9 protein-coding genes are annotated in these 13,528 nt (G+C 61.7%); 8 read left to right on the forward strand and 1 reads right to left on the reverse strand.

The features are described from left to right. Positions 1-218: 218 nt before the first annotated feature. The 5 genes from AB4Z19_RS12445 to AB4Z19_RS12465 are packed head-to-tail and all read left to right on the forward strand — an operon-like array spanning position 219 to position 8,354. Positions 219-1,520 (forward strand): NarK family nitrate/nitrite MFS transporter, encoded by a 1,302-nt coding sequence (locus AB4Z19_RS12445; RefSeq protein ID WP_442035350.1) that lies wholly within the window; start codon positions 219-221, stop codon positions 1,518-1,520. After that, a complete protein-coding gene (gene nirB / locus AB4Z19_RS12450; RefSeq protein WP_442022683.1) occupies positions 1,517-4,045 on the forward strand; it encodes a nitrite reductase large subunit NirB in 2,529 nt (842 codons plus the stop codon). Before AB4Z19_RS12445 ends, nirB begins: the two co-directional genes overlap by 4 nt. Positions 4,046-4,082: 37 nt before the next feature. Then, positions 4,083-4,433: a nitrite reductase small subunit NirD gene (nirD, locus tag AB4Z19_RS12455; RefSeq protein WP_442022684.1), complete on the forward strand. Its 351-nt coding sequence runs from the start codon at positions 4,083-4,085 to the stop codon at positions 4,431-4,433. Further along, complete coding sequence (locus tag AB4Z19_RS12460; protein WP_442035351.1) at positions 4,430-5,644, forward strand: NAD(P)/FAD-dependent oxidoreductase; 1,215 nt, start codon at positions 4,430-4,432, stop codon at positions 5,642-5,644. Before nirD ends, AB4Z19_RS12460 begins: the two co-directional genes overlap by 4 nt. Positions 5,645-5,648: 4 nt before the next feature. Then, on the forward strand, positions 5,649-8,354 hold the full coding sequence (locus AB4Z19_RS12465) for a molybdopterin-dependent oxidoreductase (RefSeq protein ID WP_442022686.1): 2,706 nt from the start codon (positions 5,649-5,651) through the stop codon (positions 8,352-8,354). Here AB4Z19_RS12465 and gabD read toward each other — a convergent pair. Beyond that, on the reverse strand, positions 8,351-9,811 hold the full coding sequence (gabD, locus tag AB4Z19_RS12470; protein WP_442035352.1) for an NADP-dependent succinate-semialdehyde dehydrogenase: 1,461 nt from the start codon (positions 9,809-9,811) through the stop codon (positions 8,351-8,353). The genes AB4Z19_RS12465 and gabD overlap by 4 nt on opposite strands. A gap of 101 nt (positions 9,812-9,912) precedes the next feature. Between gabD and AB4Z19_RS12475 the strand changes: the two genes are divergently transcribed. From AB4Z19_RS12475 to AB4Z19_RS12485, 3 genes are read left to right on the forward strand one after another with little or no spacing between them, the layout of a single operon-like run. Beyond that, a complete protein-coding gene (locus tag AB4Z19_RS12475) occupies positions 9,913-10,707 on the forward strand; it encodes a gamma-glutamyl-gamma-aminobutyrate hydrolase family protein (protein ID WP_442022688.1) in 795 nt (264 codons plus the stop codon). Positions 10,708-10,758: 51 nt separating this feature from the next. After that, on the forward strand, positions 10,759-12,129 hold the full coding sequence (locus AB4Z19_RS12480; protein ID WP_442022689.1) for a glutamine synthetase family protein: 1,371 nt from the start codon (positions 10,759-10,761) through the stop codon (positions 12,127-12,129). 12 nt (positions 12,130-12,141) lie between these two features. After that, entirely contained in the window at positions 12,142-13,527 is a 1,386-nt protein-coding gene (locus AB4Z19_RS12485; protein ID WP_442022690.1) for an aspartate aminotransferase family protein, read from the forward strand. The last annotated feature ends 1 nt before the right edge of the window (position 13,528 follow it).

Consider the following 13,528-nt stretch of genomic DNA (forward strand, 5'->3'; position numbering starts at 1 on the left):
CAAACTATCATCCGGGACCTCAAAATCAGGGTCCTTCCCTCTGAGAGCAAGCTGGCACAGCTCTTGCAATAACGTAGGCATAGGGTCAATGGCGATCCTCCCATTTAAAACGCTGGCCTAACGGCGGGTCGGCAACAGGACAACGGCGTCCGCGCATCCAGGCTTGTGCAAGTCGAGGCTGCGCGGACGCTTTTTTGTTTTCTAGACGGGATCAAAAAATGGCCAGCAAAGCTACCAGCATCAAACTGTTCTCCATCAGCAGCCCGCAGATGCGTGCCTTCCACCTGACCTGGATGGCCTTCTTCGTGTGCTTCTTCGCATGGTTCGCCTGTGCTCCTCTGATGCCGGTCATCAAAGGTGAATTCGGCCTGACGCCGGCGCAAATCGCCAACATCAATATCGCTGCCGTTGCGATCACCATCGTCGTGCGCCTGATCATCGGTCCGATGTGCGACCGCTTCGGCCCGCGCAAGACCTACACCGGCCTGCTGCTGCTGGGTGCGATTCCCGTGCTGGGCGTGGCCGCTGCGCAAACATACGAAAGCTTCCTGTTCTTCCGCCTGCTGATTGGCGCGGTAGGTGCCAGTTTCGTGATCACGCAGTACCACACCTCGGTGATGTTCGCGCCGAATGTGGTCGGCACTGCCAACGCGGCTTCCGCTGGCTGGGGCAACGCCGGCGGTGGCGTGGTGCAGTCCACCATGCCGCTGATCATGGCCGCCATGATCATGCTGGGCGTGAGCGAAACCGCAGGCTGGCGCGCTGCCCTGGTGGTACCGGGCGTGCTGATGCTGATCATGGCCTTCGTCTACTACCGCTTCACCCAGGACTGCCCTGATGGTAATTATGCTGAGCTGCGTGCTGCCGGCGTTGAGATCGAGAGCGGTAAAAAAGGCGGCTGGGCGAGCTTCAAGCTGGCCGCGAAAAACTACCGCGTGTGGATGCTGTTCGTAACCTACGGCGCGTGCTTCGGCGTAGAGATCTTCATTCACAACATCGCAGCAACCTATTACGTGGACAACTTCAAGCTGTCCCTCAGCCAGGCCGGCATGGCCGCGGGCAGCTTCGGCCTGCTGGCGCTGTTTGCCCGTGCACTGGGCGGCTGGCTGTCCGATAAGGCCGCGCGCGTCGGTAGCCTGAATGCCCGCGTCAATCTGCTGTTCGTGATGATGCTCGGCGAAGGCGCAGGCCTGCTGTGGTTCTCGCATACCGATACCGTGATGGTCGCCGTGATTGCCATGCTGACCTTCGGCCTGTTCACCCACATGGCTTGCGGCGCGACTTATGCGCTGGTGCCCTTCATCGACAAGCGCGCACTGGGCGGCGTGGCCGGCATCATCGGCGCGGGCGGCAATGTGGGCGCTGTTCTGGCGGGCTTCCTGCTGAAAGGCGTCGGCAACACGCAGCAGACGCTGAGCATTCTCGGCATTCTCGTCGCAGTATCGGCGCTGTGTGCCATCGCCGCCCGCTTCAGTTCGGCCACCAACAAAGAACACGCACTCGCAGGAGCAGCAGTATGAAGATCGTCGTTATCGGCCACGGCATGGTTGGCCATAAATTCCTCGAATCGCTGGCGGATTCCGGCGCGACCGGGCTGGAAGTCACCGTGCTGTGCGAAGAGCCGCGTCCCGCCTACGACCGAGTGCACCTGTCCGAATTCTTTTCCGGCAAAAGCGCGGACGACCTGTCGCTGGTAAAGCCGGGCTTCTTCGAGCGCGACGACATCGTGCTGCGCCTGAATGCCCGCGCTACCTCCATCGATCTCGCCGCACGCGAAGTCACCGTCAACACCGGCGAAGTTCTGTCGTATGACAAGCTGGTGATGGCGACAGGCTCCTTCCCCTTCGTGCCGCCGGTTGAGGGCAAGGACCGTAAGGACTGCTTCGTCTACCGTACCATCGAAGACCTGGAAGCCATGCTGGAATGCGGCAAGCGCGCCAGGACCGGCGTAGTGATCGGCGGCGGCCTGCTTGGCCTGGAGTGCGCCAAGGCGCTACGCGATATGGACCTCGAAACGCACGTGGTCGAATTTGCTCCGCGCCTGATGGCGGTGCAGGTTGACGATGGTGGTGGGCGCGTCCTGCGCAGCAAGATCGAGGACCTGGGCGTGACCGTCCACACGGGCAAGAACACGCTGGCGATCACCGCCGGCGAAGATGGCACGCACCGCATGAACTTCTCGGATGGCAGCCATCTGGACACCGACATGATCGTTTTCTCGGCAGGCATCCGTCCACGCGACATGCTGGCGCGCGAGTGCGGCCTGGAAGTCGGTCCACGCGGCGGTATCGCGATCAATAATCAGTGCCTGACCTCGGACCCGAATGTGTACGCCATCGGCGAATGCGCGCTGTGGAATGGCATGATCTACGGCCTGGTTGCGCCGGGCTACGACATGGCCCGGGTGGCCGCCAAACACATGCTGGGCGGCGCCAGTGCTGAATTCAGCGGCGCCGACATGAGCACCAAACTGAAGCTGATGGGCGTGGATGTCGCCAGCATCGGCGATCCGCATGCCAAGGCAGAAGGCTGCCGCAGCTATCAGTTCACCGATGAGCGCAAGCAGGTTTACAAGAAGATTGTTGTCTCCGACTGCGGCAAATACCTGCTGGGCGGCGTGATGATTGGCGACGCATCCGAATACGGCACGCTGCTGCAGATGATGCTGAACCGGATCGAGCTGCCTGAAGCGCCGGAATTCCTGATCCTGCCGCAATCCGATGGCGCAGCAAAGCCGGGTATCGGTGTGGATGCCTTGCCGGCATCGGCACAAATCTGCTCCTGCAACGACGTGTCCAAAGGGCAGATTTGCGACGCGGTCGCAGCGGGTAACACCAGCATCGGCGCGCTGAAGAAGTGCTGCGGCGCCGGCACTTCCTGCGGCGGCTGTGTGCCGCTGGTGACCCAGATCATGAAGGCCGAGATGAAGAAGCTGGGCATGGACGTGAACAATCACGTCTGCGAACACTTCCCGCACTCGCGCCAGGAACTGTTCCACCTGATCCGCGTTGGCCAGATCAAGACTTTTGAAGACCTGATCGCGCGCCACGGCAAAGGCCTGGGCTGCGATGTCTGCAAGCCGCTCGCGGCCAGCATCTTCGCCACCTGCTGGAACGACTTCGTGCTGAAGAAGGAGCACGCCGGCCTGCAGGATTCGAACGACTACTTCCTTGGCAATATTCAGAAGGATGGTACCTATTCCGTGGTGCCGCGTATGCCGGGCGGTGAAGTGACGCCGGAAGGCCTGATCGCTGTCGGCATGGTCGCCAAAAAATACGGCCTGTACACCAAGATCACCGGCGGCCAGCGCGTCGACCTGTTTGGCGCACGTGTCGAAGAGCTGCCGCTGATCTGGGAAGAACTGATCGCGGCCGGCTTCGAAACCGGCCACGCTTACGGCAAATCCCTGCGTACCGTGAAGTCCTGCGTCGGCTCGACCTGGTGCCGCTACGGCGTAGGCGACTCCGTCGGCCTGGCGATCGAACTGGAGAACCGCTACAAAGGCTTGCGCACGCCGCACAAGATCAAGTTCGGCGTGTCCGGCTGCACCCGCGAGTGCGCGGAAGCGCAGGGCAAGGACGTGGGCATCATCGCCACCGAAAAAGGCTGGAACCTGTACGTGTGCGGCAATGGCGGCATGAAGCCACGCCATGCCGAGCTGCTGGCTTCGGACCTGGACAAGGACACGCTGGTCAAGTATGTGGACCGCTTCCTGATGTTCTACAGCCGCACCGCTGATCGCCTGCAGCGCACCAGCACCTGGCGCGAGAATCTGGAAGGTGGCCTGGACTACCTGAAGGAAGTCGTCATCAACGACAAGCTGGGCGTGAACGCTGAAATGGAAGAAGACATGCAACGCGTAATCGACAACTATGCCTGTGAGTGGAAGGAAGCCGTTACGAATCCGGAAACCCGCGCGCGCTTCCGCCACTTCGTCAACAGCCCGGACAAGGACAGCAACGTTGTCTTCATGGAGGAGCGCGGCCAGATCCGTCCCGCCACCGTAGAGGAACGAAAACGTATTCCAATCAAAGTCGTAGCGTAGGGCGGATCATTGATCCGCCGAACCAAGGAGAGCCAAAATGCACCGTGACATCCAAACCGGCAACTGGACCGCTGTTTGCGGCCTCGATGACATCGTCCCTAACACCGGCGTTTGCGCACTGCTGAACGGCGAGCAGGTGGCTGTGTTCCACCTGCACGACGGCGATGCGCCCCGTGTTTTCGCGATCGGCAATTACGATCCGAATTCCGAAGCGTCCGTGCTGTCGCGTGGCCTGATCGGCAATCTGGGCGAGCGCATCGTCGTTGCGTCGCCCATCTTCAAACACCACTTCGACCTGCAAACGGGCGAATGCCTGGAAGCGCCGGAGCATTCCGTGCCGACCTGGCCTGCACGCATCGATGGCGGAAAGGTCTGGGTCGGGGCATGAAGCCGTCGCTGGTCGTCGTCGGCAATGGCATGGCCGGGATGCGAACGGTCGAGGAGCTGCTCAAGCTGGCTCCTGACCTGTACGACATCACGGTCTTCGGCGCTGAACCGCACGGCAACTACAACCGCATCCTTCTCTCGCCAGTATTGGCGGGCGAAAAGACGGTGGACGACATCATGCTGCATACCCGCGAGTGGTATCAGCAGAACGGCATCACGCTGCATGCGGGCGACCCGGTCGAGCAGATCGACCGCAAGCGCCGCCTGGTGCGTGCGCGCTCCGGCCTCGAAGTGCGTTACGACCGCCTGCTGATCGCCACCGGCTCCAAGCCGTTCATCATTCCTGTGCCTGGCCATGAGCTGCCCGGCGTGCTGGCCTTCCGCGATATTCAGGACGTGGAAGACATGCTGCAAGCCGCCCGCAACCACAAGCATGCTGTCGTTATCGGCGGCGGCCTGCTGGGCCTCGAAGCGGCCAACGGCCTGCAGCGGCAGGGCATGGACGTAACGGTCGTTCACGTCACCGACGCGCTGATGAACCAGCAGCTCGACAAGCCCGCCGCCCAGCTGCTGCAGAAGGCGCTGGAAGCCAAAGGCCTGCGTTTCATGCTGGGCGCGCAAACCACCGGGATCATTGGTCCGGATCGCGTGACCGCGGTGCGGTTCGCTGATGGCAGCGAAATCCCTGCCGATCTGGTGGTGATGACAGCCGGCGTGCGCCCCAACATAGCGCTGGCGAAATCGGCAGGCCTGCACTGCGAACGCGCCATCGTGGTTGACGACACGTTGCAAACCTACGACCCGCGCGTGTATGCCGTGGGCGAGTGCGTGCAGCACCGTAGCGCGACCTTCGGCCTCGTTGCTCCGATCTGGGATCAGGCCCGTGTATGCGGCGCGCATCTTGCCGGCGCAGGCCATCGCCGCTACGTGCAACAGGCATCGCCGACACGGCTGAAGGTCACCGGCGTGGACCTGTACTCGGTCGGCGATTTCATTGGCGGCGAAGGCAGCGAAGACCTCGTACTGCGCGATCCGCGACGCGGCGTGTACAAGCGCCTGGTCCTGAACGGCAACCGCATCGCCGGTGCGGTGCTGTACGGCGACGTGCAGGACGGCCCCTGGTACTTTGACCTGATCCAGAAGCGCACCGACATTTCGTCGATGCGCGCTCACCTCTTGTTTGGCGAGGCGCTTTGCGCCCAGGCTGCGTGACATCATGAATCTCTCCCAGGAACACCTGTCGGTCAGCACTACCTGTGCCTATTGCGGCGTTGGCTGCGGCGTGAAGGCGACGCCACGCACGGATGGCGGTTTCGACATCGCCGGCGATACGGCGCATCCGGCCAATGCAGGCCGCCTGTGCGTGAAAGGCTCGGCACTGGGCGAGACGATCGGGCTGGAAGGCCGTCTGCTGCATCCAATGATGCGCGGCGCCGATGGCGCGCTGCGTCAGGCCGGCTGGGATGAGGCGCTTGATCACGTGGCCGCGAAATGGCAGGCGATCGTGGATGAGCATGGCCCGGATTCCGTGGCCTTATACGTATCCGGCCAGCTGCTGACGGAAGATTACTACGTCGCCAACAAGCTGATGAAAGGCTATGTCGGCACGGCCAATATCGACACCAACTCGCGCCTGTGCATGTCCTCCGCCGTGGCAGGGCACAAGCGTGCATTTGGCGAAGATGTGGTGCCAGTCAATTACGATGATCTCGAACTGGCCGACATGGTCGTGCTGGTCGGCTCCAACCTCGCGTGGTGCCATCCGATCCTGTTCCAGCGCCTGACGCGGGCCAAAGAAGCGCGTCCTGAAATGAAGATCGTGGTGATCGACCCGCGCCGCACCGCGACCTGCGAACTGGCCGATCTGCATCTCCCGGTCAAGCCGGGCACGGATGTATGGCTGTTCAATGGCCTGCTGAGCTATCTGTCGCGCATCGGCGCCGCTGATCCGGAATTTGTGGCCGAACACACCAGCGGCCTGGCCGACGCACTGGCCGCCGCTTCGCTGACGCCGGAAGAAGTGGCGAAAGCGTGCCGTGTGAATCTGGCGGATCTGATGTCTTTCTACGAAGCTTTCGCTGCGACGGCGAAAGTGATTACCGGTTTTTCGATGGGCGTGAACCAGTCCGGCGCCGGTACGGACAAGGTCAACAGCATCATCAACTGCCACCTGATCGGCGGCCGTATCGGCAAGCCGGGCATGGGGCCGTTCTCGATTACCGGCCAGCCGAACGCGATGGGCGGCCGCGAAGTCGGAGGGCTGGCGAATATGCTGGCCGCGCACCTTGACCTCGACAAAAGCGAACACCGCGATGCCGTGCAGACGTTCTGGCGCTCGCCGAACATCGCCTCCGCGCCTGGCCTGAAAGCGGTGGATCTGTTCAGCGCCATCGAAAGCGGCCGTGTGAAAGCGGTATGGGTGATCGCGACGAACCCTGTGGTCAGCCTGCCGAACGCCGATCAGGTACGCCGCGCCTTATCGAAGTGCGAGCTGGTGATTTCCTCCGACGTGGTGCTGGCGACGGACACCAACACGCATGCCCACGTGCTGCTGCCCGCGCTGGCCTGGGGCGAAAAGGATGGCACGGTCACCAATTCTGAACGCCGTATCTCCCGCCAGCGCGCCTTCCTGCCAGCACCGGGCGAAGCTCGCCCCGACTGGCAGATCCTTTCGCAATTCGCACAGCGCCTGGGCTACCAAGGCTTCGCGTACACGAGCGCGCGCGAGATCTTCATCGAGCATGCCGCCTTGAGTGCGTGGCGCAACAATGAGCGCGATCTGCCGCGCGCTTTCAACATCGGCGGCCTCGCGGCGCTGGACGCCGCGGGCTACGATGGTCTGCCTCCGACGCAATGGCCAGCAGCCGCCGTAGTGCCCGGCCGCGCTGCGCCAGCACGTGTATTTGCCGACGGCCGCTTCTCGCACCCCGACGGCAAGGCGCGCTTCGTGCCGACGCCGCCGCGCGCGCCGGCGAATGCGCCGGAAGAAGAATTTCCTATCGTGCTGAACACCGGCCGCGTGCGCGACCACTGGCACACCATGACCCGCACCGGGCGCGCGCCGAAACTGGCCGACCACATCCCCGAGTCCTTCGTCGACATTCATCCGCAGGATGCGCTGCTATGCGGCGTGAAGGAAGGCGAGTTGGCCCGCGTATCGAGCAAATGGGGCGCGATGATTGCGCGTGTACGTCACGGTGGCGGTATCGCACGTGGCAGCGCTTTCGTGCCGATTCACTGGAACGACCAGACGGCATCGGACGCCCGTGTCGGTGCGCTGGTGAATCCCGTGGTCGATCCGATCTCCGGCGAGCCCGAATTCAAACACACACCGGTGCGTATCGACCGCTTCCCCGTGAAATGGCATGGCTTTGTACTCAGCCGCACGGAGCTGAACCTGGACAGCATGGCCTACTGGACGCGCGCGCAGGGCAAAGACTTCTCCCGCTACGAACTGGCTGGCCGCAATGCGATCGAAGATTTCGGTCACTGGGCCCGCGCGCTGCTTGGCGTGAGCGATGACGATGCCGACTGGCTGGAATACGCCGACAAGAGCGAAGGCGTGTATCGCGCCGTGCATCTGGTCGACGACCGTATCGCGCAATGCATCTTCATCTCCCCGCGCACGGATCTGCCAGCGCGCAACTGGCTTGCGAGCCTGTTCGCGATGGAGCAACTGACCGTGGCTGACCGCGCAGGTGCGCTGGCGGGCCGCGCGATCGAAAAGGGCGCCGACGCCGGTCCCACGGTGTGCTCCTGCTTCGGTGTTGGCCGCAACACCATCTGCAACGCGATCCGCGACAAGGATCTGAAAACCGCCGCCGAAGTCACCGCCTGCGTGAAAGCAGGGGGCAACTGCGGGTCCTGCGTGCCGGAGATCAAGCAGATTCTGCTGGTCACCCGCGCAACGGCTGAAGCTTAGCGGTCGATGCCCCCCATGCAGATGTATTTGATGACGAGGTAATCGTCCATGCCATGCGTGGAGCCTTCGCGGCCGATGCCCGATTGCTTCACGCCGCCGAAGGGCGCGATTTCGTTCGAGATCAGGCCCGTATTCACGCCGACCATGCCGCTTTCCAGTCCTTCCGCAACGCGCCAGATACGGCCGATGTCGCGCGAGTAGAAGTAGGCGGCCAGACCAAACTCGGTGGAATTGGCCAGGGTGACCGCTTCCTCGTCGGTCTTGAAGCGGAACAGCGGCGCCAGCGGACCAAACGTCTCTTCGCGCGCCAGCTCCATATCCGAATGCACATCCGCCAGAATGGTCGGCTGGAAGAAGGTATGGCCCAGTTCATGGCGTTTCCCGCCCAGCAGCAGCCGCGCGCCTTTGCCCAGCGCATCGGCAATGTGCTCTTCGACTTTCTTGACGGCCTTCTCTTCGATCAGCGGACCTTGCGTCACACCCGGATCGACGCCATTGCCGACTTTCAGCTTACCGACAGCCTCCACCAGCTTCTTCGCAAAAGCATCGTAGATACCGTCCTGCACATAGATGCGGTTCGCGCACACGCAAGTCTGGCCGGTATTGCGGTACTTCGATGCGATTGCGCCTTCTACCGCCGCGTCCAGATCGGCATCGTCGAACACGATGAAGGGTGCATTGCCGCCCAGTTCCAGCGACAGCTTTTTGATCGTTGGCGCAGACTGCTCCATCAGCAGCCGTCCCACCGCAGTGGAACCGGTGAAGCTCAGTTTGCGCACGATTGGGTTGGCGGTCATCTCCTTGCCGATGGCTTTGGGATCACCCGTGACAACGCTGAACACACCAGGCGGAATGCCCGCGCGTTCGGCCAGCACGGCCAACGCCAGCGCCGAGAAGGGCGTCAGCTCCGCGGGTTTCAGCACCATCGGGCAGCCCGCGGCGAGCGCAGGACCAGCCTTGCGTGTGATCATCGCAGAAGGGAAGTTCCACGGCGTGATGGCGGCGCTCACGCCAATCGGCTCGCGCGTGACAACGATGCGGCGGTCAGGCCATGGCGACTGCAGCGTTTCGCCGGCAATGCGCTTGGCTTCTTCGCCGAACCATTCGATGAATGATGCCGCGTAAGTAATCTCGCCCTTGGACTCGGCCAGCGGTTTGCCTTGCTCGGCCGTCATCAGCAACGCCAGGTCGTCGGCGTTTTCGAGCATCAGATCATTCCACTTGCGCATGATGGCCGCACGTTCCTTCGCGGTCTTCTTGCGCCAGGCCGGCCATGCGGCATTCGCGGCTTCAATGGCGCGGCGCGTTTCCGCTTCGCCCATGCGCGGCACGGTGCCGATTTTTTCGCCAGTGGCGGGATTGGTGACGGCAATGGTTTCGCCATTATCGGCGTCGCACCATTGGCCATTAATGTAGGCCTGCTGTCGCAGCAGGGTGGGATCTTTCAATGTCAGCATGTCGCCCCCTTTTGTGAATCCCACCAGTATAGCGAGAACGTCAATATCGTGCCCTGAGCACGATCCGAGGCGCGCGGTTGCGAATGTTTCAATTTGAGCATATGATCAAACTGCAAAATATTAAGATCACACTAATTAATATGCGCCGCCCCATCGTACTGGTCCCCGCTTGCAGCCACCAGATTGGCTCGCATCCCTACTATGCCGCTCAAAACAAATATGTTGATGCGGTCGTTGTGGGTGCGCGCTGCCAGCCGCTGCTCGTGCCGCCACTGGCCGACAATACAGACATCGAATCGCTACTCAAGATAGCCGATGGTCTGATGCTGACCGGTGCGCCTTCCAATGTGCACGCCAGCCTGTATGGCCAGGACCTGCTTGATCCATCGCTGCCGCTCGATGCGGCGCGCGATGCGACGACCATTCCGCTGATCCGCGCTGCCATAGACAGAGGCATTCCGCTGTTCGCGATTTGCCGCGGCTTCCAGGAAGTGAACGTGGCGCTTGGCGGCACATTGCATCAGGCGCTGCATCAGGTGGATGGCCTGTTTGATCATCGTGAAAACAAATTCCAGTCGCTGGAGCAGCAATATGCGCCGGCACATCGGGTCAACCTCGAAAAGGGGGGGCGGCTGCATCATATTCTCGACGGCGATAACGAAATCAAAGTGAACTCCCTGCACGGGCAAGGCATCGACAAGCCGGCGCCAGGCCTGCAAGTGGAAGCGCGGTCCGATGACGGATTGATCGAAGCCTACTCAATTTCCACCGCGCCCGGTTTCACGCTTGCGGTGCAATGGCATCCGGAATGGCGTGTTGCCGATAGTGCTGTCTCCATGAAATTGTTCAGCGCATTCGGGCTGGCCTGCCGCGTGCACCGGGACCGTATCCCCTAGCGTCTTCTCAGCGTAAGTCCAGAATTTCAAAATGACTTTAGAGAGGAAGCTATGGCAATTCGCGAGAACTTTACATACACGGACATGGATGAGTGGCTCAATGAAAAACGAGTCACGGAGATCGAATGTCTGGTGCCGGACCTGACCGGTGTCGCACGCGGCAAGATTCTTCCGCGCGGCAAATTCACGGAAGAACGGGGCATGCGCATCCCGGAGGCGGTGCTCGGCATGACCGTGACGGGCAATACGCCGCAGGAAGACGACGCCTACGACCGCGCGATATCGTCGATCGACCGCGACATGATCCTGAAGGCCGATCCCACCACGATTACGATGGTGCCTTGGGCTGCCGACCCTACAGCGCAGGTGATCCACGATTGCTACTTCTCCGATGGCCGCCTGGTCGATTTTGCGCCGCGTACGGTGCTGCGCCGCGTGCTGAAGCTGTATGAAGAAAAAGGCTGGAAGCCCATCGTGGCGCCGGAACTGGAGTTCTACCTGACCGACAAGAACTCCGATCCCGATCTGCCGCTGAAGGCGCCGATTGGCCGCAGCGGCCGCGCCGAAACCAGCCGCCAGGTCTACAGCATCGACGCGGTCAATGAATTCGACCCGCTGTTTGAGGACATCTACGACTACTGCGACATGATGGGCCTCGACGTCGAAACGCTGATTCACGAAATCGGTGCGGGACAAATGGAGATCAATTTCCTGCACGGTGAGCCACTGGGCCTTGCGGACAAGGTGTTCTTCTTCAAGCGCACCTTGCGTGAAGCGGCGCTGAAGCATCATATGTACGCCACCTTCATGGCCAAGCCGATGGCGGGCGAGCCGGGATCGGCGATGCATATCCACCAGAGCGTTGTCGATGCAAAGACGGGCTGGAATATCTTCAGCAATGAGGACGGTTCCCCGTCGCCGCTGTTCAAGCAATACATTGGAGGCCTGCAGCACTACATGCCTTCCGCGATGGCCATCGTTGCGCCATATGTGAACTCATACCGGCGTCTGGTACGCCACACGGCGGCGCCGATCAATATCCAGTGGGGCATGGACAACCGCACCGTGGGCTTCCGTGTGCCGGAATCGAGCGTGCAGGACCGGCGTGTGGAGAACCGCATCATCGGCGCCGATGCGAATCCGTATCTGGCGCTGGCGGTCACTCTGGCCTGCGGCTATCTCGGTATGACCGAGCATCTGGAGCCCTCACCCATCACCACCGGCAGCGCTTACGACATGAAGTACGAGCTGCCGCAAGGCTTGCCGGAAGCGCTGAAAGCCTTGCGCGCTGAGCCCAAGCTGCATGCCGTATTGGGCGAGCGCTTCATCGATGTCTATGCCGCGATCAAGGATCTGGAACACCAGGAGTTCATGACGGTGATCAGTCCATGGGAACGCGAGCACCTGCTGCTGCACGTTTGATAAGGGGGCGATATGGAAACTGCTGAAATTCAGGCCAAGGACCACGCCCACTATATGCATCCCTTCACCGATCACAAGGCGCTGGGCGAGAAGGGGGCGCGCGTGATCGTGCGCGGCGACGGCATTTATCTTTGGGATTCTGAAGGCAAGAAAATCCTGGATGGCATGTCCGGCCTGTGGTGCGTGAACGTGGGGTACGGCCGCACCAGCATTGCCAAGGCGGTGTATGAGCAGATGGAGACGCTGCCTTTCTATAACAGCTTCTTCAACACGACCAATATGCCGGCCGTGACCCTGGCCTGCAAGCTTGCCGAGATTGCGCCGCCGGGTTTTCAGCACGTGTTCTTTACCGGATCGGGCTCGGAGGCGAACGACACCAATGTGCGCATGGTGCGCCGCTATTGGGATTTGATGGGGCAACCGAAGCGCGACATCATCATCAGCCGCCACAACGCCTATCACGGCAGTACGATGGCCGGCGCGTCGCTGGGCGGCATGGACGGCATGCACGCACAGGGCGGATTACCGATTCCGGGCATCGTGCATATCGGCCAGCCGGATTACGTATCGGCTGGTAAAGGCATGACGGAGGACCAATTCGGCATTCACGCGGCGGCCTGGCTGGAGCAGAAGATCCTCGAACTGGGCGCTGATCGCGTCGGCGCCTTCATTGGCGAGCCGATTCAAGGCGCGGGGGGCGTGGTGATTCCTCCGCGTACCTACTGGCCGGAGATCCAGCGTATCTGCGACAAATACGGCATCCTGCTGATCGCGGACGAGGTGATTACGGGCTTTGGCCGCACGGGCCGCATGTTTGCATCCGAACTGTTTGGCATCAAGCCGGACCTGATCACGTTTGCCAAAGGCGTGACCTCGGGCTATGTGCCGCTGGGCGGTGTGCTGGTGGGCGACCGCGTCGCGAAAGTGCTGGTGGAGCAGGGCGGCGAATTCAATCATGGGTTCACCTACTCCGGCCATCCGGTGGCCTGTGCGGCGGCACTGGAGTCGATCCGCATCGTCGAAGAAGAACATCTGGTGCAGCGCGTGGCGGACGACACGGGACCTTATCTGGCGGACCGTTTCGGCTCGCTGAGCAGCCATCCGGTGGTCGGTTATGCCAACAGCTGCGGCTTGGTGGCTGGCCTGAATCTGGTGCGCAAGAAGGGAGCCACCGTTCACCAGCATGAGTGGTTCGATCCGGCGCTGAGCGCGGGCATGGTTTGCCGCAAGCATATGTTCGATAACGGCATGATCATGCGTGCCGTGGGCGACCGCATGATTATCGCGCCGCCGCTGGTGATGACGCGGCCGCAGATCGACGAAATGGTGGAGCTGATTCGTCATTGCCTCGATCTGACGTATAAAGAATTCAAACAGCTCGGCTGGATCAAGGAGTGAG

This window comes from Pseudoduganella sp. RAF19 (assembly GCF_052114165.1).
Classification (GTDB): domain Bacteria; phylum Pseudomonadota; class Gammaproteobacteria; order Burkholderiales; family Burkholderiaceae_D; genus Rugamonas.

What these genes read in the sequence shown, in the direction of transcription:
- AB4Z19_RS12485 (WP_442022690.1), top strand. Translation starts at nt 12,142, where the DNA reads ATGGAAACTGCTGAAATTCAGGCCAAGGACCACGCCCACTATATGCAT.
- gabD (WP_442035352.1), bottom strand. Translation starts at nt 9,811, where the DNA reads ATGCTGACATTGAAAGATCCCACCCTGCTGCGACAGCAGGCCTACATT.
- AB4Z19_RS12460 (WP_442035351.1), top strand. Translation starts at nt 4,430, where the DNA reads ATGAAGCCGTCGCTGGTCGTCGTCGGCAATGGCATGGCCGGGATGCGA.
- AB4Z19_RS12475 (WP_442022688.1), top strand. Translation starts at nt 9,913, where the DNA reads ATGATCAAACTGCAAAATATTAAGATCACACTAATTAATATGCGCCGC.
- AB4Z19_RS12465 (WP_442022686.1), top strand. Translation starts at nt 5,649, where the DNA reads ATGAATCTCTCCCAGGAACACCTGTCGGTCAGCACTACCTGTGCCTAT.
- nirB (WP_442022683.1), top strand. Translation starts at nt 1,517, where the DNA reads ATGAAGATCGTCGTTATCGGCCACGGCATGGTTGGCCATAAATTCCTC.
- AB4Z19_RS12445 (WP_442035350.1), top strand. Translation starts at nt 219, where the DNA reads ATGGCCAGCAAAGCTACCAGCATCAAACTGTTCTCCATCAGCAGCCCG.
- AB4Z19_RS12480 (WP_442022689.1), top strand. Translation starts at nt 10,759, where the DNA reads ATGGCAATTCGCGAGAACTTTACATACACGGACATGGATGAGTGGCTC.
- nirD (WP_442022684.1), top strand. Translation starts at nt 4,083, where the DNA reads ATGCACCGTGACATCCAAACCGGCAACTGGACCGCTGTTTGCGGCCTC.